20 protein-coding genes are annotated in these 20,547 nt (G+C 72.5%); 15 read left to right on the forward strand and 5 right to left on the reverse strand.

Annotation, left to right across the window (positions count from 1 at the left end):
- Nucleotides 1-24 precede the first annotated feature (24 nt).
- Together ABTZ54_RS16665 and ABTZ54_RS16670 are read right to left on the reverse strand one after the other, a co-directional pair.
- Nucleotides 25-186, reverse strand: a complete 162-nt coding sequence (locus ABTZ54_RS16665) for a hypothetical protein (protein ID WP_351663333.1) — start codon at nucleotides 184-186, stop codon at nucleotides 25-27.
- Nucleotides 183-353 (reverse strand): alpha/beta hydrolase family protein, encoded by a 171-nt coding sequence (locus ABTZ54_RS16670; protein WP_351663717.1) that lies wholly within the window; start codon nucleotides 351-353, stop codon nucleotides 183-185. The genes ABTZ54_RS16665 and ABTZ54_RS16670 overlap by 4 nt, the downstream gene beginning before the upstream one ends.
- 102 nt (nucleotides 354-455) lie before the next feature.
- Here ABTZ54_RS16670 and ABTZ54_RS16675 point away from each other — a divergent pair, with 102 nt between their 5' ends.
- From ABTZ54_RS16675 to ABTZ54_RS16715, 9 genes are all read left to right on the forward strand, one after another.
- The gene (locus ABTZ54_RS16675; RefSeq protein WP_351663701.1) at nucleotides 456-1,655 is read left to right on the forward strand and encodes a glycosyltransferase; all 1,200 of its coding nucleotides are present in this window, start codon (nucleotides 456-458) and stop codon (nucleotides 1,653-1,655) included.
- Between the two features lie 381 nt (nucleotides 1,656-2,036).
- Complete coding sequence (locus ABTZ54_RS16680; RefSeq protein ID WP_351663336.1) at nucleotides 2,037-2,546, forward strand: tellurite resistance TerB family protein; 510 nt, start codon at nucleotides 2,037-2,039, stop codon at nucleotides 2,544-2,546.
- Nucleotides 2,547-2,749: 203 nt separating this feature from the next.
- Nucleotides 2,750-4,129 (forward strand): SUMF1/EgtB/PvdO family nonheme iron enzyme, encoded by a 1,380-nt coding sequence (locus ABTZ54_RS16685; RefSeq protein ID WP_351663339.1) that lies wholly within the window; start codon nucleotides 2,750-2,752, stop codon nucleotides 4,127-4,129.
- Nucleotides 4,126-4,851 carry a class II aldolase/adducin family protein gene (locus ABTZ54_RS16690; protein ID WP_351663342.1) on the forward strand — a complete coding sequence of 242 codons (726 nt, stop codon included), beginning with the start codon at nucleotides 4,126-4,128 and terminating at the stop codon, nucleotides 4,849-4,851. The genes ABTZ54_RS16685 and ABTZ54_RS16690 overlap by 4 nt, the downstream gene beginning before the upstream one ends.
- 84 nt (nucleotides 4,852-4,935) lie before the next feature.
- Nucleotides 4,936-5,997: an LLM class flavin-dependent oxidoreductase gene (locus ABTZ54_RS16695; RefSeq protein WP_351663344.1), complete on the forward strand. Its 1,062-nt coding sequence runs from the start codon at nucleotides 4,936-4,938 to the stop codon at nucleotides 5,995-5,997.
- Nucleotides 5,994-7,286 carry an aminotransferase-like domain-containing protein gene (locus tag ABTZ54_RS16700; protein ID WP_351663347.1) on the forward strand — a complete coding sequence of 431 codons (1,293 nt, stop codon included), beginning with the start codon at nucleotides 5,994-5,996 and terminating at the stop codon, nucleotides 7,284-7,286. The genes ABTZ54_RS16695 and ABTZ54_RS16700 overlap by 4 nt, the downstream gene beginning before the upstream one ends.
- Nucleotides 7,283-7,840 carry a pyridoxamine 5'-phosphate oxidase family protein gene (locus ABTZ54_RS16705; protein ID WP_351663350.1) on the forward strand — a complete coding sequence of 186 codons (558 nt, stop codon included), beginning with the start codon at nucleotides 7,283-7,285 and terminating at the stop codon, nucleotides 7,838-7,840. The genes ABTZ54_RS16700 and ABTZ54_RS16705 overlap by 4 nt, the downstream gene beginning before the upstream one ends.
- Entirely contained in the window at nucleotides 7,797-9,179 is a 1,383-nt protein-coding gene (locus tag ABTZ54_RS16710) for an aminotransferase family protein (RefSeq protein WP_351663353.1), read from the forward strand. Before ABTZ54_RS16705 ends, ABTZ54_RS16710 begins: the two co-directional genes overlap by 44 nt.
- 27 nt (nucleotides 9,180-9,206) lie before the next feature.
- The gene (locus tag ABTZ54_RS16715; RefSeq protein ID WP_351663355.1) at nucleotides 9,207-10,415 is read left to right on the forward strand and encodes a cytochrome P450; all 1,209 of its coding nucleotides are present in this window, start codon (nucleotides 9,207-9,209) and stop codon (nucleotides 10,413-10,415) included.
- Between the two features lie 25 nt (nucleotides 10,416-10,440).
- Here ABTZ54_RS16715 and ABTZ54_RS16720 read toward each other — a convergent pair whose 3' ends face one another.
- Nucleotides 10,441-10,809 (reverse strand): hypothetical protein, encoded by a 369-nt coding sequence (locus ABTZ54_RS16720; protein ID WP_351663358.1) that lies wholly within the window; start codon nucleotides 10,807-10,809, stop codon nucleotides 10,441-10,443.
- 286 nt (nucleotides 10,810-11,095) lie between these two features.
- Between ABTZ54_RS16720 and ABTZ54_RS16725 the strand changes: the two genes are divergently transcribed.
- Genes ABTZ54_RS16725 through ABTZ54_RS16740 form a run of 4 tightly spaced genes read left to right on the forward strand, consistent with a single transcriptional unit; the run spans nucleotide 11,096 to nucleotide 15,286 of the window.
- Nucleotides 11,096-11,851 carry a (5-formylfuran-3-yl)methyl phosphate synthase gene (locus tag ABTZ54_RS16725; RefSeq protein WP_351663703.1) on the forward strand — a complete coding sequence of 252 codons (756 nt, stop codon included), beginning with the start codon at nucleotides 11,096-11,098 and terminating at the stop codon, nucleotides 11,849-11,851.
- Nucleotides 11,852-11,859: 8 nt separating this feature from the next.
- Nucleotides 11,860-13,269 (forward strand): aldehyde dehydrogenase family protein, encoded by a 1,410-nt coding sequence (locus ABTZ54_RS16730; protein ID WP_351663361.1) that lies wholly within the window; start codon nucleotides 11,860-11,862, stop codon nucleotides 13,267-13,269.
- Between the two features lie 2 nt (nucleotides 13,270-13,271).
- Complete coding sequence (locus ABTZ54_RS16735; RefSeq protein ID WP_351663705.1) at nucleotides 13,272-14,378, forward strand: NAD(P)-dependent alcohol dehydrogenase; 1,107 nt, start codon at nucleotides 13,272-13,274, stop codon at nucleotides 14,376-14,378.
- Nucleotides 14,375-15,286: a class I SAM-dependent methyltransferase gene (locus tag ABTZ54_RS16740; protein WP_351663364.1), complete on the forward strand. Its 912-nt coding sequence runs from the start codon at nucleotides 14,375-14,377 to the stop codon at nucleotides 15,284-15,286. The genes ABTZ54_RS16735 and ABTZ54_RS16740 overlap by 4 nt, the downstream gene beginning before the upstream one ends.
- A gap of 67 nt (nucleotides 15,287-15,353) precedes the next feature.
- Here the strand turns inward: ABTZ54_RS16740 and ABTZ54_RS16745 are convergent, their stop codons facing one another.
- On the reverse strand, nucleotides 15,354-15,887 hold the full coding sequence (locus tag ABTZ54_RS16745; RefSeq protein ID WP_351663367.1) for an EF-hand domain-containing protein: 534 nt from the start codon (nucleotides 15,885-15,887) through the stop codon (nucleotides 15,354-15,356).
- Between the two features lie 214 nt (nucleotides 15,888-16,101).
- Between ABTZ54_RS16745 and ABTZ54_RS16750 the strand changes: the two genes are divergently transcribed.
- Complete coding sequence (locus ABTZ54_RS16750) at nucleotides 16,102-16,629, forward strand: hypothetical protein (protein ID WP_351663370.1); 528 nt, start codon at nucleotides 16,102-16,104, stop codon at nucleotides 16,627-16,629.
- Nucleotides 16,626-19,553, forward strand: coding sequence for a M48 family metalloprotease (locus ABTZ54_RS16755; RefSeq protein WP_351663373.1), 2,928 nt, complete (start codon nucleotides 16,626-16,628; stop codon nucleotides 19,551-19,553). Before ABTZ54_RS16750 ends, ABTZ54_RS16755 begins: the two co-directional genes overlap by 4 nt.
- A 7-nt stretch (nucleotides 19,554-19,560) precedes the next feature.
- Here the strand turns inward: ABTZ54_RS16755 and ABTZ54_RS16760 are convergent, their stop codons facing one another.
- A complete protein-coding gene (locus ABTZ54_RS16760) occupies nucleotides 19,561-20,403 on the reverse strand; it encodes a hypothetical protein (protein WP_351663376.1) in 843 nt (280 codons plus the stop codon).
- Nucleotides 20,404-20,547: the final 144 nt, after the last annotated feature.

Consider the following 20,547-nt stretch of genomic DNA (forward strand, 5'->3'; position numbering starts at 1 on the left):
GATCGAGGCGGCGCCTCGGCCCGGTCAGGGAGCGCACGTCGCCCCGGGCGCCTCTCCCGCCACGAGCGCCGCCACCTTCGTGCCGTCCTCGCCGTCCGCCTCGCGCAACGCGTCGGCCAGGCCCTGGTCCGAGCCGTCAACCGGCAGCGGCTCGGCCCATGTTGGCCGGATCAGGCGGTCGATCATCGTACGTATCTCCAGTCCAGCGACGGGTCGACCGCCCCGTCCAGGACCATCGCGCGGACCCGGCGCGCGAACTGCTCGGCGTACGAGGTGCCCAGGCTCGTCCCGCCCTGGGCGACGCAGGTCAGGGCCGGCCTGCTCCCCCCGACCCCGCGCGGATCGAAGGCCACGATGGGTGACGGAGCGCGCGAGTGCTGTCGCGGACACGGCTCCGCGCCGACGCCCCCAGGCGCCGCCCCGTGCGGCACACTGGCGGGGTGCGCATCGTGATGATGACGGCGGGTTCGCGGGGTGACGTCGCGCCGTACACGGGTCTGGGTGCCGGTCTCGTACGAGCCGGGCACGAGGTGACGTTGGCGACGCACGCGGTGTTCGCACCGCTCGTGGCGGGGTCGGGGATACGGTTCCACCCGCTGCCGGTCGACCCGCGCGCCGAACTGCACTCCGCGCGGGGCCGACGGCTGCATCAGGCGCGGACCGGTGCGGGAAAACTCGTACAGCTGGCGTCGATGGCCCGGAGTGCCGTCGACGAGATGACGGCGGCCCTGGTGGAGGTGGCGAGGGACGGCGAGGTCCTGCTCGTCGGCGGGGCGCTGGGGCCCCTCGGGTACGCCATCGCCGACGGCCTGTCCGTACCCGCCCTGGGGCTGCACCTCCAACCGCTGCACCCGACCCGGGAGTTCTCCGCCCCCGTCCTGGGGACGCGATCACTGGGCGCGGTGGGGAACCGGCTGAGCGGACGGGCGGTCATGGCGTCCGTGGACTGGATGTTCTCCGGCGCCGTACGGTCTCTGCGGCGGTACGGGCTCGCGACGACGGGCAGGTCCCGGGGGCGCGGGGAGCGGCCCGTGCTGCACGGCTACAGCGAGCTCGTCGTCCCCCGGCCACGGGACTGGCCCGCCGGACTGGAGGTGACGGGGTACTGGTGGCCGCACGAGACCGGGCGGCTGTCCCAGGAGGTGGAGGACTTCCTCGCCGCCGGGCCCCGGCCGGTCTTCGTCGGACTGGGCAGTGCCACCGTTCCCGACCCCGAGCGGGTGAGCCGCGAGATCGTCACCGCGCTGCGCGCAGCCGGCGTGCGGGGGATCGTCCAGCGAGGCTGGGCGGGGCTCGATGCCGGGGGCGACGACATCCTGACCGTCGACGAGGTGCCGCACTCCCTGCTGTTCCCCCGGACGGCCGCCGTCGTCCACCACGCGGGAGCGGGCACGACGGGCGCCGTCCTGCGGGCCGGGGTGCCCAGCGTCCCGGTGCCGGTCCAGTTCGACGCGGCGTTCTGGGCGTCCCGGCTGACCGCGCTGGGCACCGCGCCCGTGGCGGTGCCGCTGCCCCGCCTCACCTCCGGGACCCTGGCCGAGGCTCTGCGCCGCGCGACGCGGGACGACTCCCACCGGGCGCGCGCCCGCGCCCTCGCCGACGGCCTGGCCCTGGAGGACGGCATCGCACCGGTGCTCGCCCGACTGTCCCGCTGACCGCCCATCTCCTCTCAAGCCGCCTGTAACCGCCCACGCGGTCTGTTTCCCCTGATCTGGTGAACTGTCACCCCGCCAACGACACCCATGCCACGGCTCCCACCTGGTCTTTTGTCCCGTGACCCGATTGCCGAGCAAGATCGAGTGGTGCCGTGATCCTCCTAGCATCTCCTCCGAGCGAAGTTCCCGTGATCACCAGGAAGCTCAGTGGACGAGCCGTGCTCGGCCGCACAAGGTGCGCACGGAAGCAGAGCGGGTCCGGTCGATCGAACCGGACTCACAAGGTGAGGCGACGAGACGTTTCCCGCTGTGCGCGAGGCGTGCTCGTCGATGTCTGGTCGCTCCTTTCGAGGAGCCGCCCACAAGGAGGCGTGTCCCACCATGTCCGTTGCCACCGAGCGTCCCGAGACCATCGGGCTCACCTGGATCTTCCAGGAGTTCTGGGGCTTCAAGAACCCGCCCAGCGCCACCGACTTCAAGGCGTACGGCAAGGCCCTGCTCATCTGCGCCGCCGGCGACGGTGACCTGGCCAAGGCCGAGCGGGAGTACGCGATCGGCCTGATCGCCGGCATGCACGGCCCGGACGAGGTCGTCGAGCTGCTCAAGACGTACGACGGCGAGGAGGACCTCCGGACCGTACTCAGCAACGCCGAAGGCGCGCGGGAGTCCGGCGGTTGTCTCGTCTACGACACCGTCCGCGTCTCGGCCGCCGACGGCACCCTCGCCGCCGGTGAGCTGGAGAAGATCCACGAGGTCGCCGACCTGCTGTCGGTGCCTCGCGAGAACGTCGCGCAGATGGTGAAGATCCACCAGCAGGAGCAGAAGCTGCGCGATGAGCGGTTCAAGCTCTGCTACCCCGACGCGGCGAACCGTCCGTTCGCCTCGGTCTGAACCGGCCGTGATCGGTGTCGGAGCACGAGACGGGGGAGGGGGTGACGTAGATGAACGCCGAGGACTTCCTGGGCTCCCGCGAGGCGGGTGAAGCCAAGACCAAGTGGTGAACCCGGTTCGCTGAACCGGATTCACGGCGCGGGTCCCACCGGGGCAACCCGGTGGGACCCGCGCTGCCCATTCTCACTGAGGACGACGACATCATGCAGTACAGCTTGCCGGACGCTTCCGTGCTCGCGGCTCTTCCGGCGGACGCCTACGCCGGGCAGCTGGAACTCCTGGAGAAGGAGCTGTCCGGCCGACCCGCGGAGCCCCACCTCGCCGAGCTGCTCAGCTCGGCCGCGACCGGCCACGGCGACTGGAACGTACGGCGGTTGTGCGTGGAAGCGCTCGCCGAGAACTTCGCCGAGGTACCCGCCGCCAGGCGGGCGATCTGCGATGCCACCCACGACGACGTCGACTGGGTCGCCTTCACCGCCATCCGGGTCATCGGCGCGCTGAAGATGCCCGAGGCCGCGGAGCACCTCATCCGGATCTCCGGCTGGCCCAGCAACTTCAGCCGCCCCGGCTACAGCCGCAAGCCGGTGGGCTGCGGAGCGGCGTTGACCAAGCGGGCCCTGTGGGAGATCTTCGACTCGCGGGACCCGGAGCGGCTGCGGGAGCTGGAGGACGAGCTCTTCGCTCCGATGCACCGCGAAGTGGCCGCCGCCCGCCGCGACCCCCAGGTGTCGGGGGCCGTGCTGGTGCCGGGCGGCCCGTTCATCGCGGGGGCGCGGAAGGAGGCGACCGGCCCGTTCCAGATGGACGACACGGACAATCCGATGCGTGTCGTGGAGCTGCCGCCGTTCTTCATCGACCGGTGCGCCGTGACCAACGAACGCTACGCCCGCTTCCTCGAAGAGGCCCGCGGCACCCGTACCTTCGCCCACCCGGACGAGCCCGAGGGCAAGGACTACACCCCGGCCCACTGGCGCGACCCGCGCTTCAACGACCCGTCCTTCCCGGTCGTCGGCGTCGACTGGTACGACGCCTGGGCCTTCGCCCGCTGGGCCGGCGGCAGGCTGCCGAGCGAGGACCAGTGGGAGATGGCCGCGCGGGGCAAGGACGGCAGGCGCTTCCCCTGGGGGGACGAATGGGACCCGGCGCGTGCCCGGGGCATCGAGACGGCCTACCCCGAGCCCGCCCCCCGCGACCTGGAAGAGCTGGAGCGGCTCCTCGTCCGCACCTCCCTGAGCTGGCCGCCGGAGCCCGTGGTGGCCGCCGACTCGCTCCCGGAGGGGGCCAGCCCGTACGGGGTGCTCAACATGTCCGGCAACGTCTGGGAGATCACCCGGACCAACTTCTTCACCCGGGAGGACATGAACCCCTTCTTCTCGGGACGCAAGGGCATCGAGTTCATGAACCGTCCCGAGGCCTTCCATGTGCTCAAGGGCGGCACCTGGACCTCGCCGCCCGTCTGCATGACCACCTACTACCGCGGCAAGGACCTCCTGACCGACCGGCACAACGAGGTCGGCTTCCGCTGCGTCTACGACGTCCCCGCCCAGGGCAGGGGCGCCGGCCGCGACGGATCCGCCTCATGACCGCCCCCGCCACCGGCCCCGCCCACGACGGGGACCCTCGGCGCCCGCTCGTGACGGCGCTGCGCACGCTGGGCGCCCTCGGCTTCAGCCACGGCCTGGCCGGCTACTTCAGCGCCGTCGACCCCCGCAGGCCCGACCACTACTGGGTCAACCCGCTCGGCCCGGACTTCACGCAGATCCGGGTGGAGGACCTGCTGCTCGTCGGCCCGGCGGGACAGGTCGTGTCGGGTGACGGCACGGTCAATCCCTCGGTCGACGCCCTGCACGGCGAACTGCACCGGGCCCGGCCGGACTTGACGGCCTTCGTGCACACCCATTCACGCTACGGCAAGGCCTGGTCGACGCTGGCCCGTCCCCTGGACGCGATCACGCAGGACGCGTGTCTGCTGTACGGCAGGCACGCGGTCTTCGACGACTTCGGAGGCCCGGTGACCGACCGCCAGGAGGGCAAGGCCATCGCAGCCACCCTGGGCGAGGGCGTGGGCGTCATCCTGCCCAGCCACGGTTTCGTGACGGGCGGGCGGTCGGTCGCCGAGGCGGCCTGGCTGCACGTCGCCATGGAACGCGCCGCCGAGGTGCAACTCCTGGCCGAAGCCGCCGGCACCCCCCGGATCATCCCCGACGACGTCGCCCGCGCGACGGGCGACATGCTCGGCCGGCAGGAGTACACCGAGCGGGCCTTCCTCAACCTGAGCCTGTCCCAGAACATCACCTGCCCGTGACCCCGCGCGGTGCCAGGTCGGCCGCGATGCCCGGCCCGCCCGGCATCGCGGCCGACGGGGCGCCGCCCGACCGTACGGACCCTCATGAAGATCGGCCTCAACTTCCTGCCCACCCTCTCGCCGGACGAGGTGGCGGCCTCCGAGTACTACGCGGACTGCCTCTCCCTGTGCGAGACGGCCGACCGCCTCGGATTCGCCCACGCCAAGGCCGTCGAGCACTACTTCCACCCCTGGGGCGGCTACAGCCCCGACCCGATCACGTTCCTCGCCGCCGTCGCCCAGCGCACCACCCGGCTGCGCCTGGTCACCGGCGCCTGCGTGCCGGCCTTCACCCACCCCGTGAAACTCGCCGCGTCGCTCGCCACGCTCGACAACCTCTCCGGGGGACGGCTCGACGCCGGATTCGGACGGGCCTTCCTGCCCACCGAGTTCGCCGCGTTCGACATCCCCCTCGCCGAGAGCAAGTCCCGCATGCGGGAGGGCGTCAGCGCCGTCGTGAAACTCTGGACCGAGTCCGGATTCCGCTGGGAGGGCACCCACCACACGTTCGGGCCGCTGCCCCCGCTGCTGCCCCGGCCCGTGCAGACGCCCCACCCGCCGGTCCTGATCGCCGCCACCGCCTCCCAGGACTCCTTCCAGTGGGCGGGCGAGCAGGGCCACCACCTGATGATCATCCCCGTCGTCGCCAGCCACGAGCGGCTCGCGGAACTCCTCAGGGTGTACCGGAACGCCCGCGAGGCCCACGGCCACCGGGACGTGCCGAAGCTGCACGTCAGCTATCACGCCTACGTTGCCGAGGACCACGGCACCGCGCTGCGCGAGGCCGAGGCCCACTTCGACGCCTACCGCGAGAAGCAACTGGAGGCGTACGCGAGCTGGCGCGGCGTCAGCAGTGACCAGTACCCCGGCTACGAGCTCATGGAGGCCGCCGTCCGCTCCCTCACCTTCGAGGACCTGCTCAAGGCCGGCAACGTCGTCGTCGGCGACCCCGACGCCGCGATCCAGGCCCTGAACAAGGTCGCCGACCGCTACCCGGGAGGCGAGATCAGCCTGCACGTACGCTTCGGGGACATCACACACCGGCAGGCCGCGCGCACGGTGCACCTCCTCGGCCGGGACGTCCTCCCCGCGGTGGCCCACCGGTGAGCCCCCGCGACGCGCCCGCCACCGCCACCGCCGAGGCCGACAGGCCCTGGCGGGTCGCGGACCGGGCGGCGCACTGCGGCCCCTCCGCCATCGCCGACGCCCTCGCCATGGCGGCACGCAGCCGGGCCATCGGACTCGCGGCGGGCTCACCCGCCACCGAGGCGCTGGTCGACGACGAGCTCCAGGACGTCGTGGCAGGGGCGATGCGCCGGGCCCCGCAGGCCCTTCAGTACACGGACCCGGTCGGCCTGCCGGACCTGCGCGCCTGGATCGCCGACGACGAGACCCGCAGGACCGGCCGGACCTGGCGACCCGAACAGGTCATCGTCACCCACGGCTCGCAGCAGGGCCTCGACCTGGTGTGCCGGGCGCTGCTCGACCCGGGCGACACCGTGGTGGTCGACCGGCCCGCGTACAGCGGAGCCCTCCAGATCCTCGGCATGCACGGCGCACGGATCGTCCCCGCCCCCCTCACCGAAGAGCCGGGTCTTGACGAGCTCGCCCGCGTGCTGGAACGTCTCGCCCCGGTCCGGATGCTCTACGTCGTCCCCTCCTTCGCCAACCCCAGCGGCGCGACGCTCACCGGCGAACAGCGCGCCCGGCTGGCCGCCCTCGCCGACCGGCACGGCTGCGTCGTCGTGGAGGACGACCCGTACCACGAACTCCACTTCGGAGCCCCGCCGCCGTCCTCGACGCTCACCGGGCTCTGCCGGCGCGCCGTCCGCCTCGGCAGCTTCTCCAAGACCTTCTTCCCGGGCGCCCGCACCGGCTATCTACTCGCTCCCGAACCGCTGCGCCCGGTCCTGACCCGGCTCAAGGAAGCGACCGACCTGGGCAACTCCGCGCTCCTCCAGACCGTGCTGCACACCGCCCTGACCACGGACGGCCTGCCCGCCCGCCGGTACGAGCGGCTGCGCGGCGTCTACCGGAGGCGCCGGGACACCTTCACCGCCGCCCTGCGCGCGCACTGCGAGGGGCTGCTGACCTTCACGGAACCCGAGGGCGGGTTCTTCGTCTGGGCCACGCTCGCCGACGGCACGGACGCCACCCGGCTGCTGGACCGCGCGCTCGCGCACCAGGTGGCCTTCGTGCCCGGCGCCGCCTTCCACACCGGCGGCGACGGCGCCCCCACCCTGCGGCTCTCGTACTCGGCGGCCCCCCACGACCTCCTCGAAGAGGGCTGCGCCCGGCTCGCCCGCGCGATTGGGGAAACCCGCGTACCACGCCCCGCGGAGGCGGAGTGGGAACCCGCCGCCGCCCTCACCGGCCCACCGGAGGTACGACGTTGAGCGCCACCGTCACCCTGAGGGTCGGGCCCTACGGGCTGCGCGGGGCCGAGGACGCCCCCTTCGCCCCGGAGGCCTTCCTCGCCCGCCCGCTTGTGGCCCGGCTCGCCACCCAGCCCCTGGTCATCCAGCCCGTCTGGTACCTGTGGGAGGACTCCGAGTTCTGGGTGATCACCGGATCCTGGTCCACCCTGACCCGTCGGCTCCGCGCCGACCCCGCCTTCAGCCTGGTGGTGGACGAGTGCGACCTCGAAACCGGGCGCACCCGCCAGGTCATCGCCCGGGGCACCGGGGCGGTCGTCACCGGCGGCCCCGACCGCGCCCGCCGCAAACTCACCCGCTACCTCGGCCCCGACGAGACCGCCTGGGACCCTCGATTCCGGCCGGGCCCGGACCTTCGCTGGGCCCGCCTGACCCCCACGACCCTGCGCGTGGCCGACCTGTCCTTCCAGGTGCCCGCACCCGCGTCCCCGCCTTCCCCCGGAAGGCCGTACGACCTCGAAGGAGGCCCGCATGTCCTCGCTCATTCCACCGCACCGGACCTGGGAGGAGCGTGACCGCTCCGCCGTCCTGCACCCCTTCCTCCCCGACTCCCAGCCTCGGCGCGTCGTCATGGTGGAAGGGGAGGGATGCGTCCTGCGGGACGCCGAGGGCCGGGAGTACCTCGACGCCACCGCCGGGATGTGGCTCTGCCAGGTGGGACACGGACGACCGGAGATCGCCGAGGCCGCCGCCCGGCAGATGCGCCGCATGGAGTACTCCACCGCCTTCTGGGACTTCACCCACGACCGCGCGATCAGCCTCGCGGAGAGGCTCGTCGGGCTCGCGCCCCCCGGGACCGGCCGGGCGTTCTTCACCAGCGGCGGCTCGGAGGGCACCGAGACCGCGCTCCGCATGGCACGCAACTTCCACCACCGGCGCGGCGCCCCCGACCGCACCTGGGTCCTGACCCGTACGGGTGCCTACCACGGGGCCGGCTACGCCAGCGGAGAACTCTCGGACTTCCCGCCGTACGCCAGCGGCTTCGGGCCGCAGCCCGGTCACGTCCACCGGCTCACCGCCCCCTACCCCTACGTGCACGCCCGGTCGTCGGGAAGGGCCGGGAACGAGGACGTCACCGCGTTCTGCCTGCGTGAGCTGGAGGAGACGATCCACCGGATCGGTTCCCACCGCATCGCGGCCCTCATCGGCGAACCGGTCCTCGCCCTCGGCGGCATGGTCGCCCCGCCGCCCGACTACTGGCCCCGGGTGGCGGAACTGCTCCGCGCCCACGGCATCCTGCTCATCATGGACGAGGTGGTGACCGCCTTCGGCCGCACGGGAAGCTGGTACGCCGCCGGGGAGATGGGCGTACGGCCCGATCTCACCGTTCTGTCCAAGGGGCTGACCAGCGGCTACTTCCCGCTCGGCGCGGTGCTCCTGACCCACGAGATCGCCGATGTGCTCGGAGCCGACGGCGGATACCCCGTCGGGCACACCTACTCCGCACACCCCACCGGCTGCGCGGTCGCCGAGGCCAACCTCGACATCATCGAACGCGAATCCCTCCTGGCCGCCGCCTGGACGGTGGGGTCCCGGATCGCCACCGGACTCGCTCCGCTGCTCGACCTGCCCCTCGTCGGCGAGGTCAGGCAGCACGGGATGATGATCGGCATCGAAGTGGTGGCCGACCAGGAGCTGGGCCGGCCCCTTCCCCACGGGACGTACGCCCTCGCCGACCTCATCAGGGACCGTACCGGCGTCCTGGTCCGAGGGGGACCCCGTGCCCTCACCCTCGCACCGCCCCTGGTCATGACGGCGCAGGAAGCCGACCGCGTGTCGGCCGCCCTGGTCGAGGTCCTGACCGAGCACGCCGTCACCGTCTCCCGCGCAACCGACCCGGTACCGGCGTCCTGACGCCCCCGCCGAACTCAGGAACCCGCCATGCCCGATCCGTCCTGCCCCTATCGCTTTCCGCTGCCCCGGGTCCCCGCCACGGAGCCCCCCGGTGCCTACACCGGATTCCGTGCCGACTCGCCCGTGGTCCCCGTCACCATGCCGAGCGGTGACACGGCCTACCTGATCACCCGGTACGAGGACGCCCGCCGCGTCCTCGTCGACCCCCGCTACTCACGCCGCCTGGAACTGGCCGGACTCGAACTCGGCACCATCGGCCTCGCCGAACACCTCCTGCTGTCCACGCTCTCCAACATGGACCGCCCGGAGCACACCCGGCTGAGGCGTGTGGTGGCGCCCGAGTTCACCTCGGAGCGCGTGGAACGGCTGGTCCCCCGCATCCAGGAGGTCACCGAGCGGATCCTCTCGGAGACCGCGGCCGCACAGCCCCCCGTCGATCTCATGAGCACGCTCTGCCACGACCTGCCGGCCGCCGTGCTGCTCACCTACCTCGGCATCCCGTTCAGCGACTCCGGTGACCTGCTGAGCTGGACCAAGACCCTCACCGACCTGAGCGGGCACACCCAGGAGGAGGTGGACGAGGCCAGGGCCCTGCTCCACACCTACCTGAAGGGCGTCATCCAGGAGCGCCTGGGCGACCCCGGCGACGACGTCCTCACCGCCCTCGCCCGACGGTGCTACGAGGACGAACGCATCACCGAACTCGAACTCGAAGCGCTGGTGATGTTCCTCCTCATCGGCGGCCTCCACACCGTCGTCTACCAACTCGGCCTCTGTGTCGTCGCGTTGCTTCAGGACCCCGACCGGATCCCCGAACTCCTCGCGGCCGACGACCCGGGCCCGGCGGTCGAGGAACTCCTGCGCTACACCAACGCGGTGGAATCCAGCCTTCTGCGCATCACCGCCGAGGAGGTGGAGATCGCCGGAGTACGCATCCCCGCGGGCAGTCCGGTCCTCTCGGCCATCCCCTCGGCCAACAGGGACCCCGAACGCTTCGACCGCCCCGACACCCTCGACTTCGACCGCCCCGACACGGCCCATCTCACCTTCGGTGTGGGCATGCACCGCTGCCTGGGCGCGCCCATCTCCCGGCTCATGCTCCAGATCGCCCTCCCGGCGATCTTCCGCCGCCTCCCGGACCTGCGCCTCGCCGTACCGGACGACGAACTGCGCTGGCTCCCCGACCGACTGCTCACCGGCTACGAGAGCATTCCGGTCACCTGGGGCCGGCCCTGAGGGCGGCGGAGATCGAGCGGTGTGATCAGGACACGCGCTTGAGGGTCCAGGCGTTGTTGTTGAAGCCGGAGTTCGGCCAGGCGACGCAGGAGCTGCTGTAGTAGGAGCTGGTCGCGGTCCAGCCGACGGGGTAGTACGTGGACCCGCAGGCCTGGACGACGGTGCCTATGGGCAGACCGGTGAGCTGCTTGATCTGCTTGATGTTCGGGTCGAAGTTCTGGGTGCCGCAGCTGGCGCTGTAGCCCCAGCTGACGTCGACGTAGCCGGACGGGGTGGCGGTGCTCGCGCACGTGGTCGTCACGTCACCCGGGGCCGCCTGGGCGGGGGCGGCACTGAGGGCGAACATCGCGGCGGCGCCGGCGAGGGCCATGGTCGTGGTGCGGATACGGCTCATGGTGGTCTCCTAGGATCCAAATCAGCCAATGGCATAGGGCAGCCATGTTTCTACGGTGTGTGCGCGAGGGGTAACAGTCTGTTTCCGGTCGGATGGAATCAGGCCAAGGGGGCTCGCGGCGGTGCACGCTTCGTCAGGGGGCGTGCCCTCGCGCGCCCCCTGGGAGCTCCGCGCGCCCTGTCGGTGCCCGCGGGGCGACGGAAAGGATGAGCGGACCGCATAGGAACCAGGCGATCCGCACACCCCCGTCCTCGGCCAGGTGGGTACGCGGCGGAAGGAGCTCATGGTGTTGCTTCTCATCTCCCCGGACGGTGTCGAGGAAGCCCTCGCCTGTGCGAAGGCCGCGGAACACCTCGACATCGTCGATGTCAAGAAACCCGACGAGGGCTCGCTGGGCGCCAACTTCCCCTGGGTCATCCGGGAGATCCGCGACGCGGTCCCGTCGGACAAGCCCGTGTCCGCCACCGTGGGGGACGTGCCGTACAAGCCCGGCACGGTGGCGCAGGCCGCGCTCGGCGCGGTCGTCTCCGGCGCCACGTACATCAAGGTCGGGCTGTACGGCTGCACGACTCCCGAGCAGGGCGTCGACGTCATGCGGGCGGTCGTCCGCGCCGTGAAGGAACACCGTCCCGAGGCGCTCGTCGTCGCCTCGGGGTACGCCGACGCCCACCGCGTCGGCTGCGTCAACCCGCTCGCCCTGCCCGACATCGCCGCCCGCGCCGGTGCCGACGCGGCCATGCTGGACACCGCGATCAAGGACGGCACCCGGCTCTTCGACCACGTCCCGCCCGACACCTGCGGCGAGTTCGTCCGGCGCGCCCACGCCTCCGGTCTGCTCGCCGCCCTCGCGGGCAGCGTCAAGCAGGCCGATCTCGGTCCGCTGACCCGTATCGGCACCGACATCGTGGGCGTGCGGGGAGCGGTCTGCTCCGGCGGTGACCGCAATGCCGGGCGGATCCAGCCGGATCTGATCGCCGCCTTCCGGGCGGAGATGGACCGGCAGGCCCGGGAGCACGCCGTCGGCACCCCGGCCGTGAACTGACCACCGGGATGCCGACACCCGAAGCCGGTGGCCTCCCCGGGCATCGCGCCGCACACCTCGCCGTCGTCGACCCGGCCACCGGGGAGGCCTTCGACGAGGCCCCCGACCAGCGGCCGGACGAGCTGGACGAGACGGTCGCCCGGGCCGAACGGGCCTGGCACGGCTGGCGCGCCGACGCCGCCGCCCGTACCACCGCCCTGCGCGCCGCCGCCGACGCCGTCGAGGCGGCAGGCGACGACCTGGCCCGGCTGCTCACACGGGAGCAGGGCAAGCCCCTGGCCGAGTCGCACGCCGAAGTCGCGCGTACGGCGGCCCGGCTGCGCTACTTCGCCGAACTGGCGCCCCGGACGCGCCGGATCGACGACGGCCGCCCCGTGCACAGCGAGGTCCGCTGGCGGCCCGTCGGGCCGGTCGCCGCGATCGTGCCGTGGAACTTCCCGATCCAGCTCGCGGCGGCGAAGTTCGCGCCCGCACTCGCGGCCGGCAACACCGTGGTCCTCAAACCGTCCCCGCACACCCCGCTCGCCACCCGGCTGCTCGGCTCCGTCCTCGCCACCGTCCTGCCCGAGGACGTCCTGACCGTCGTGACCGGCCGCGAACCCCTCGGCGCCCGGCTCGCCGCCCACCCGGACATCCGGCACGTCACCTTCACCGGCTCGGTGCCCACCGGGCGGGCCGTCGCCGGAGCGGCGGCCGCCTCGCTCGCCCGGGTCACCCTGGAACTCGGCGGCAACGACGCCGCCGTCCTCCTGGACGACGTCGACGTGGACCGGATCGCGGACCGCCTGTTCTGGGCCGCGTTCCGCAACTGCGGGCAGGTCTGCATGGCGGTCAAGCGCGTCTACGTCCCCGCCCGGCTCCACACCGACGTCGTCGAGGCCCTCGCCGAGCGGGCGAAGACCGTCGCGGTCGGCTCCGGACTCGACCCGTACACCCGGATCGGTCCGGTCAACAACGCTCACCAGCTGGCCCGGGTCGAGCAGGTCACACGGCAGGCCCTGGCGGCCGGCGCGCGGGCCGCGGCCGGCGGCCACCGGCTCGAAGGAGCGGGGTACTTCTTCGCCCCCACGATCCTCACCGACGTCCCGCCCGACAGTCCGGTGGTCACCGAGGAACAGTTCGGACCGGTCCTGCCGGTCCTGCCGTACCGGACCCTCGACGAGGCCCTCGACGCGGCCAACGGCACCGGCTTCGGCCTCGGCGGCTCCGTCTGGGGCACCGATCTCGACCGGGCCGAGGCCGTGGCTGACCGGCTCGAATGCGGCACGGCCTGGATCAACCACCACGCCGAACTCTCCCTCGCCCAGCCCTTCGCGGGTGTCAAGGACAGCGGCGTCGGTGTCGCGGGCGGACCGTGGGGTCTCTACGGCAACCTGCGGCCGTTCGTCGTCCACCGCCCGAGGGAGGAGCCCGCGTGACGATGAGGTTCCAGGCGGCCGTACTGCGCTCGTACGAGGAGCCGTTCACGGTCGAGGAAGTGGCTCTGCGCACGGAGCTCGGCCCGGGAGAGGTCCTGGTCGAGATCGCGGGCGCCGGGATGTGCCGTACCGACCTCGCGGTACGGCGATCGGCCGGCCGCAGCCCGCTGCCGGCGGTCCTCGGCCACGAGGGCGCCGGGGTCGTGGTGGCGACCGGCGGCGGACCCGACAACGCGCTCGGCGTCGGCGACCATGTCGTGCTGAGCTTCGACTCCTGCGGACACTGCCGCAACTGCCGGGCCGCCGCCCCCGCCTACTGCGACTCCTTCGCCTCCCTCAACCTCTTCGGCGGGCGCGAGGAGCAGCCGCCACGGCTCACCGACGCGGTCGGAAAAGCGCTGGCTCCCCGGTGGTTCGGCCAGTCGTCCTTCGCCGCGTACGCGCTCGTCCGGGCCCGCAACGCCGTACGGGTCGACCCCGCCCTGCCGCTCGAACTCCTCGGCCCGCTCGGCTGCGGCTTCCTCACCGGCGCCGGAGCCGTGCTGAACACCTTCGGCGCGGGACCCCGCGACACCCTCGTGGTCCTCGGCGCGGGAGCGGTGGGCCTGGCCGCGGTGATGGCGGCCACCGCCGCCGGTGTGCGGACGGTGGCCGTCGACCGGCATCCCGCGCGGCTGGAGCTGGCGGAACGTTTCGGGGCGACCCCGCTGCCCGCCGGATCGCGCGGACTGCCCGAGCGGATCCGCCGACTGACCGACGGCGGAGCCCAGTACGCCCTGGACACCACGGCCTCCGCCCCGCTCATCAACGACGCGCTCCAGGCGCTGCGCCCCACCGGCACCCTGGGCCTCGTGGCACGCCTCCACACCCCGCTGGCGCTCGAACCGGGCACGCTCGACCGGGGCCGCGGGATCCGTCACATCTGCGAAGGCGACGCGGTGCCCGGACTGCTGATACCCCGGCTGACCGGCCTCTGGCAGGCCGGCCGCTTCCCCTTCGACCAGCTGATCCGCACCTACCCGCTGGCCGATGTCAACGAGGCCGAACGCGACTGCGACGCCGGCCGCGTGGTCAAACCCGTCCTGCTGCCGGAAAGAAGAGACCGATGAGCGAAACCTTCACCACCCAGGAGCCCCTCCATCCCGGTGGCGTGGACGGCGGTGTGGGCCTGACCGCGCTCCTGGTCGCCGCGGCCCGGGCGATCGAGACGCATCGCCACGACAGCCTGGCCCAGGACGTCCACGCCGAACACTTCGTACGCGCGGCGGCGGCGAGCGCGGAGTGGCCGGTACGCATCGGGCAGGTCCCGGAAGGGGACGACAACCCGCTGTGGGGGAGGTTCGCCCGCTACTTCGGGCTGCGCACCCGGGTCCTCGACGACTTCGTCCTCGGATCGGTCCACGACGGCGCCCGCCAGGTGGTCCTGCTGGGCGCGGGACTGGACACCCGTGCCTTCCGGCTGGACCTGCCGTCCGACTGCGTGGTCTTCGAGATCGACCGGGCGGGCGTGCTGGCCTTCAAACAGCGGGTGCTCACGGTCCTGTCGGCCGCCCCGAGGACCAAGCGCGTCCCCGTACCGGTCGACCTGCGCGAGGACTGGGTCACCGCGCTGACCTCCACCGGTTTCGACCCGGCCGCGCCGAGCGTCTGGCTCGCCGAGGGGCTGCTCTTCTATCTGCCGGGCGCCGCCGAGACGTACCTCGTCGACACGGTGGACCGGCTGACCACCGGGGGCAGTGCGCTGGCCTTCGAGGCCAAGCTGGAGAAGGACCTGCTGGCGTACCGCGACAGCGCGATCTACACGGCGACGCGGGAGCAGATCGGCATCGACCTGCTCGACCTCTTCGACCTGGGCCCGCGTCCCGACTCGGCGGGCCGTCTGACGGCCCGGGGCTGGTCGACGTCCATGCACACGCCCTTCGACTTCACCCGCCGGCACGGGCGCGGCCCGCTCCCCGAGCCGAACGACGCCCTGGAGGGGAACCGCTGGGTCTTCGCCCACAAGCCCGGACCGTGACGTCCGGCGGGCCGCCGGTGTCCCGGGGCGCTCGGCGCCGCCCCGGGACACCCGCCGGCGGGGCGGGTCAGGCGGCCGGGGTGCCGACCAGCAGGTCACCGGGGATCCCGGCCAGGTCCGGCGCGTAGTAGTCCTCGATGCCGGCGGCCCACGTGGCCACCGCGATGCGGTCCTCGGCGTCGGGGCCGAAGTCGTCGAAGAGCGCGTGGATGTTCGGCTCCTCGAAGCCGATCGCCGTCATCAGCGACAGGAAGAGGGGGCGCTCGATCAGACCGTCCCCGTCCGGGTCGCCGAGCGCGGAGAGCGCCACGGCGAACTCGGTGACCGTGGGGCCGAAACGCTTGGGGTCGAGAACGAAGGGGCGGAACTCGTCGACGGTGATCACGCCGTCGCCGTTGGCGTCCAGCTCGGTGGCCAGCGTCGTCCAGTAGTTGCCGAACGCGGACCGGATGGCCTCCTTGGCGTCGGCGTCCGACGCGACCGCCGCCTTGAGGACGCGTCCCGTCATGAGGTCGAAGTCACCGGAGTCGATGACCCCGTTCCCGTTGGCGTCGAAGAGGGAGAAGACCAGCTCGACCCGCTTGGCGGCCTCAGTGCGCATGTCTGTCACCTGTCGTGTACGGCCCGTCGTCCGGGCCCGGCTCAATGAGTGCTCCTACGTAACCGAGCTGGGGGAGAGGCGTGACGGTGCGGCGGTCGGTGTTACCGGAAGGAGTGAGTGCGCCGACCATCTGTCCGGGCGGGACCGGGTAGAACACGTCAGACTGATGTCGGGGGCGTCGGGTCGGGCGGCGCCGGAACGGGGGTGGTACGGGATGGGGACCACGGTCGTGCGCGTGGTGGTCGGGGACGTCGTGACGGGGTACGCGCCCGAAGAGGTGCCGGTGCTGGCGGCCTTGGCCCATGTCGACGATGCCGAGGTGGTCAGGATCCTGCGCGGACGGCGCAAGGGCGAACCACTGGGTTTCGGCTTCGCCGAGGTGGCCGCGGTGGTGACACCCGTGGTGTGGCTGGCGGTCGACGAGGCCTGTCGCTCCGCGGTGCAGTCCTCCGTCGGCTCGGCCTACGCGCGGCTGGCCGGGGTCACGCGCAGGCTGCTGCGCCGCCCGTCCGCGGAGTCCGCCACGGAGGTTCCGGAGCTGTCCCGGGACCAGTTGGACGTGGTCCACCGCCGGGTGACCGAGGACGCCCGGACCGCAGGGCTCGCAGCCGAGGACGCGGAGAGGCTGGCGGATCGTGTGGTTGCGCGGCTGATTCTGGCGCGGCCCACGTCCGAGGGCACGGGTACGGGTCGGGACGGGGACGGCGGTGGCACCACGTCGGACGACAGGCCCGGGGCGTGACCGGCCCGGACCCGTACGGCACTTTCCCGTATCCCCACCTCACCGGTCCCCACGACGAGGACGGCAGCGGGCGGCCGGGTCTTCCCTCGGGGACCGTTCTGCGCTTCGCCCTGCTCGCCGTCGGTATGCTCACCGCCGCCCTGGAGATGACGAACACCGCGGCCTCCCTGCTCTTCGCCGACGGCACCGGTCTGGGCTGCTGGTTCGCCGTCGGTGACGACAGCGCCTTCTGGCGTGACGCCCTCGCCGGTCGCGGCGGGTCTCCGCTCGCCGAGTCCTGTCTCACCGAACCCGTACGGGGCGGAATCCGGGACTGGGGGTACGCCGGCACGGCTGCCCTGCTCGCCACCGCCACGGTCCTCTACTGGCTGCTGCCCCGCTTCCGCGAGCGCCGGCGCGGCCTGGTGGCGCTGGAGGACCTCGACGCGGTCTTCGACCCGGCCGGTCTGCGCACCGAGCTGGACGAACTCGTCACCCTGGCCGGACACGCCGAACACCACGGCAGTCTCGACTCGTCGTACCTGGTGCTCACCCCGCCACGCTTCGTCGTGGACTGCACGGCACTCGACGCTGGCGCCGTCGTCTTCGGCCGGGCCCGCGCTCCGGTCGTCTCCCTGCACGCCGGGCTCCTCACCGTACGCGGCACGGCCCCCGAACGCTTCCGAGCGGTGGTCCTCCACGAACTCGCCCACATCCGCACCATGGACGTCGGCCTCGCCTACTCGGTGCTCGCGCTCTGGCGAGCCTTCCTGGCCGTGGTGCTCGTCCCGTACACCGTGATCGTCGGCGGCTCCTTCGTATGGGTCGCGGCGACGGGGAATTTCCCGGGCCTCGACGACAGGCTCTGGCCCGCCGCCCTGCCGGAACTGACACGGCAGACGGCCAAGGCGCTGCTGCTGGTCGCCGCGGTGGTGCTGATGCGCGCCGCCACCCTGCGCCATCGTGAACTCGTCGCCGACGTCGACGCGGTGGCGGCCGGCGCCCGCATCGAGGTGTGGGAGAAGGCGGCCGCCGCCGAGGCCGCGCGCAGCCGACCCGGTCCGAACGCGTCCGGCTCGGCAGCCCACTTCCTTCCGGCTGCCCGCGCCCTGGCGCTGCTCAGCCCCCACCCCACCTGGCAGGAACGGCTGCGGGCGCTGCACCGCCCGTTCACCCTGCGCGGGCTGAGCCCCCTGCAGTACTTTCTCATCGGCTGCACGGCCATGATCTCGGTGCACACGGTCGTTCGGGCCTGGGGCCCCGGCCTGGGAGCGTCGACGGTCGCGATGATCGCCGCCGGCATCCTCTTCTTCGCCGTCTGGCACGACCAGCTCCGTGCCCGCTTCGCCCACCTGGTACGGGAGTACGGCCCCAGCCCCGCCCCCGGGCTCGCGTTCGGAGGCGGTCTGTTCCTCGGCCAGCTCGTCGCCGGAGTGGGCCACAGCAGCCGTTGGTGGCCCACCGCGCCGGAAGCGCCCGTCGTTCTGCTGGCCCTGCCGTTGTGCGGTGCGCTCTGGGTCGGGTGGGTCGACCAGATCAGCCACCTCTGCCTGCTTCAGGGCGCGCGGCCGCGCGCCGCCGTCTGGCTCACCGCCCTTCCCGGTTGTCTGTTCGGAGTCGCCCTCTTCCAGTGGTGGGTGGATGACGCCTTCACCGCCCTGGCCGGAGATCCCTTCGGATCCGCACTGGAGTCGCTGGCCGGGGAACTGCCCGAACTCGCGCGGACGCATCCCACGACCCTGCGCGTCATGGCGGGCACGATCCAGTACGTCGGTGCGCCCGCCACCCGGGATTCCATGGCGTTCCTCGGAATCGCCGCCTGGTTCCTCGTCGTCCTCGTCCAGCTCCCACGGTTCTACGGTCGCGGCCCCCTCTACCGGATGCGCTCGGTGACCATGCGCGCGGAGCGCGCCGGCTTCGGCGGCGTGGCGACGCTCGGACTGATGTGCGGTCTCGCGGTCTGCGTCGTCCTGTTCGTGCTGCTCTCGTCGGCGGATTCCTTACGGCCCGGGACTCCGCTGCCCGAGTCCGCCCGCCGGACGCTCCTGGTCTGGTGGACCGCCATGGCCTTCTGGGCGGGCTCCGCCCTGGCCGCCGTGCTGACGGCGATACGCCTGGGCCCGCTCTGGCTGCCCCGCGCGCTGACGGCGGCGGCCGTCGCCCAGGCCACCGCACTGGTCGGCTTCCTCGGCCTGATGTCCTTCGGCGGCTGCGGAGGGCTTGTGGCCACCGCCTCGTGCGGGCTGTACTCGCCCGAACTCGCGGCGATCCATCCGGTGCTCTCCGAGACCGTCTCGCTGGGGTCGCTCGCCGCCGCGCTCGCCGCCGTGCCGGCGGCGCTCCTCGCGTACGTCGTCCGCCGGCCCGTCCGGCTGCGCCCCCGGCCGCCCCGGGGACGGGCCGCCACGCCCGTCCGTACCTGGGCGGCTCGTGCGGGCGTCGGACTCCTGCTGGCCACCACGGTCGCGTCCTGCTCGGCAAGCCAGGAGCTGACGGGCGACCCCGCCCTGGTGCTCCGCCCCCACCGGGGCGTGCTCACCGGGGAATCGACCGCCGACCGGATCCGGGCGCTCCAGCTCCGCGCCTGGGAGGGCACCGAGAACCCCTTCTTCACCGACGTGGTGGGCCACCACAACCTGGCCGCCCGCCTGATCCGTACCACTCCGCCACGTATCGACGATGTCGTGGCCGCCTGCACCGCCCTGCGCTCATCGGCCGAACGGGCGCTCCAGGCCCGCCCGTTCCCCGACGAGGACCTGGGCCGCCGCTGGACCGACGCCCTGCACCGTTCTGCGACCGCAGCCGAGGCATGCCGTACGGGTGCCGCCTCTCGCGCCCCACAGGGGGCCTGGCCGACCGATCTGGCCGACGCACGCACCGAGGCCATAAACCTTTACTCGGCGACGTCGCTACGGCTCGCCTCGGGCCGGATGGGCGACGGGTGACGATCCCTCACCACTGGTACATGTACTGGTTCCACGTGCCGTGCCAGCCGGTGCCGTAGTAGGTCGAGGTGTCGGAGTCGTACAGAACGACATGACCGCCCCAGTACACGCTCTCGTCGAGCTGGAAGACGGCCCACCAGCCGGTGTTCTGCGTCGGCGTGTAACTCGTGCGCACCGCCTTCGACTTGAACCAGGACCACATGTTCCGCGCTCGTATGGGCCGGTGGGCGTACGTGGAGCAGCGGGCCTCGATGTAAGGGTTGGGGTCGGCGAGTTCCGTGTACCCGGCGCGGATGAACGCGTCCGAGAGGAAGTGGGCGCAGTTGTTGACGAAGGCGTCGCCGCCGACGCACTTGTTCGTCCAGCAGCTGCCGACGGTGGAGAGGGGAGGGGCGGGCAAAGCCGCCGCGTAGCGCGGCGCGCCTGGCACGTCCACGGCCGGTGGAGGGGCCAGGTGCTCCATCGCCTCGGCGTTCGCGAGGCCGACGGGGCCGCCGGCCGGCCTAGGGTCGCCCGGCATTCCGGGGCTGGTCGGCGGTGCGATGTCCTCCATGGCGACCATGAAGATGTCATGCGGTTCGCCGGCGCGGATCCGGCCCAGGCGGAAGGCCGTGGCCCCCGCCCGCACGTACACCCTGATCCGGTTCTCGCCGATGCTCTCCCGGTCCATGATGTCGGACTTGGCGAAGGAGTAGACGCAGTCGCCGGACTCGACGATCAGGATGTTTCCCGGGATGTTTCCGTCATCGCGGCTGTAGCCCTCGAAGGGGACGGTGAGATCGCGCTTCGACGCCCGCTCCATGAGCGAACTGAGGTCGTTCTGTTGACCCTTCATGATGTTCTCGGCCATGCCGTTCGCCTCCTGTGTGCGGGCGTGCGGCCGTCGACATCCCCTCTATCAGCGTGCACCCCGGGGCCCCGCTCGCGCCACTCGTGGGGCTCGGAGTGAGTACGCGTACTCACTCCGAGCCCGGTAGCCGCACCCATCCGCCGC

It is taken from the genome of Streptomyces sp. NPDC094032 (genome assembly GCF_040303965.1).
Classification (GTDB): Bacteria; Actinomycetota; Actinomycetes; order Streptomycetales; family Streptomycetaceae; genus Streptomyces.

What these genes read in the sequence shown, in the direction of transcription:
- ABTZ54_RS16740 (WP_351663364.1), top strand. Translation starts at nt 14,375, where the DNA reads ATGAGCGAAACCTTCACCACCCAGGAGCCCCTCCATCCCGGTGGCGTG.
- ABTZ54_RS16680 (WP_351663336.1), top strand. Translation starts at nt 2,037, where the DNA reads ATGTCCGTTGCCACCGAGCGTCCCGAGACCATCGGGCTCACCTGGATC.
- ABTZ54_RS16735 (WP_351663705.1), top strand. Translation starts at nt 13,272, where the DNA reads ATGAGGTTCCAGGCGGCCGTACTGCGCTCGTACGAGGAGCCGTTCACG.
- ABTZ54_RS16710 (WP_351663353.1), top strand. Translation starts at nt 7,797, where the DNA reads ATGTCCTCGCTCATTCCACCGCACCGGACCTGGGAGGAGCGTGACCGC.
- ABTZ54_RS16750 (WP_351663370.1), top strand. Translation starts at nt 16,102, where the DNA reads ATGGGGACCACGGTCGTGCGCGTGGTGGTCGGGGACGTCGTGACGGGG.
- ABTZ54_RS16715 (WP_351663355.1), top strand. Translation starts at nt 9,207, where the DNA reads ATGCCCGATCCGTCCTGCCCCTATCGCTTTCCGCTGCCCCGGGTCCCC.
- ABTZ54_RS16665 (WP_351663333.1), bottom strand. Translation starts at nt 186, where the DNA reads ATGATCGACCGCCTGATCCGGCCAACATGGGCCGAGCCGCTGCCGGTT.
- ABTZ54_RS16730 (WP_351663361.1), top strand. Translation starts at nt 11,860, where the DNA reads ATGCCGACACCCGAAGCCGGTGGCCTCCCCGGGCATCGCGCCGCACAC.
- ABTZ54_RS16675 (WP_351663701.1), top strand. Translation starts at nt 456, where the DNA reads ATGACGGCGGGTTCGCGGGGTGACGTCGCGCCGTACACGGGTCTGGGT.
- ABTZ54_RS16690 (WP_351663342.1), top strand. Translation starts at nt 4,126, where the DNA reads ATGACCGCCCCCGCCACCGGCCCCGCCCACGACGGGGACCCTCGGCGC.
- ABTZ54_RS16745 (WP_351663367.1), bottom strand. Translation starts at nt 15,887, where the DNA reads ATGCGCACTGAGGCCGCCAAGCGGGTCGAGCTGGTCTTCTCCCTCTTC.
- ABTZ54_RS16720 (WP_351663358.1), bottom strand. Translation starts at nt 10,809, where the DNA reads ATGAGCCGTATCCGCACCACGACCATGGCCCTCGCCGGCGCCGCCGCG.
- ABTZ54_RS16760 (WP_351663376.1), bottom strand. Translation starts at nt 20,403, where the DNA reads ATGGCCGAGAACATCATGAAGGGTCAACAGAACGACCTCAGTTCGCTC.
- ABTZ54_RS16695 (WP_351663344.1), top strand. Translation starts at nt 4,936, where the DNA reads ATGAAGATCGGCCTCAACTTCCTGCCCACCCTCTCGCCGGACGAGGTG.
- ABTZ54_RS16685 (WP_351663339.1), top strand. Translation starts at nt 2,750, where the DNA reads ATGCAGTACAGCTTGCCGGACGCTTCCGTGCTCGCGGCTCTTCCGGCG.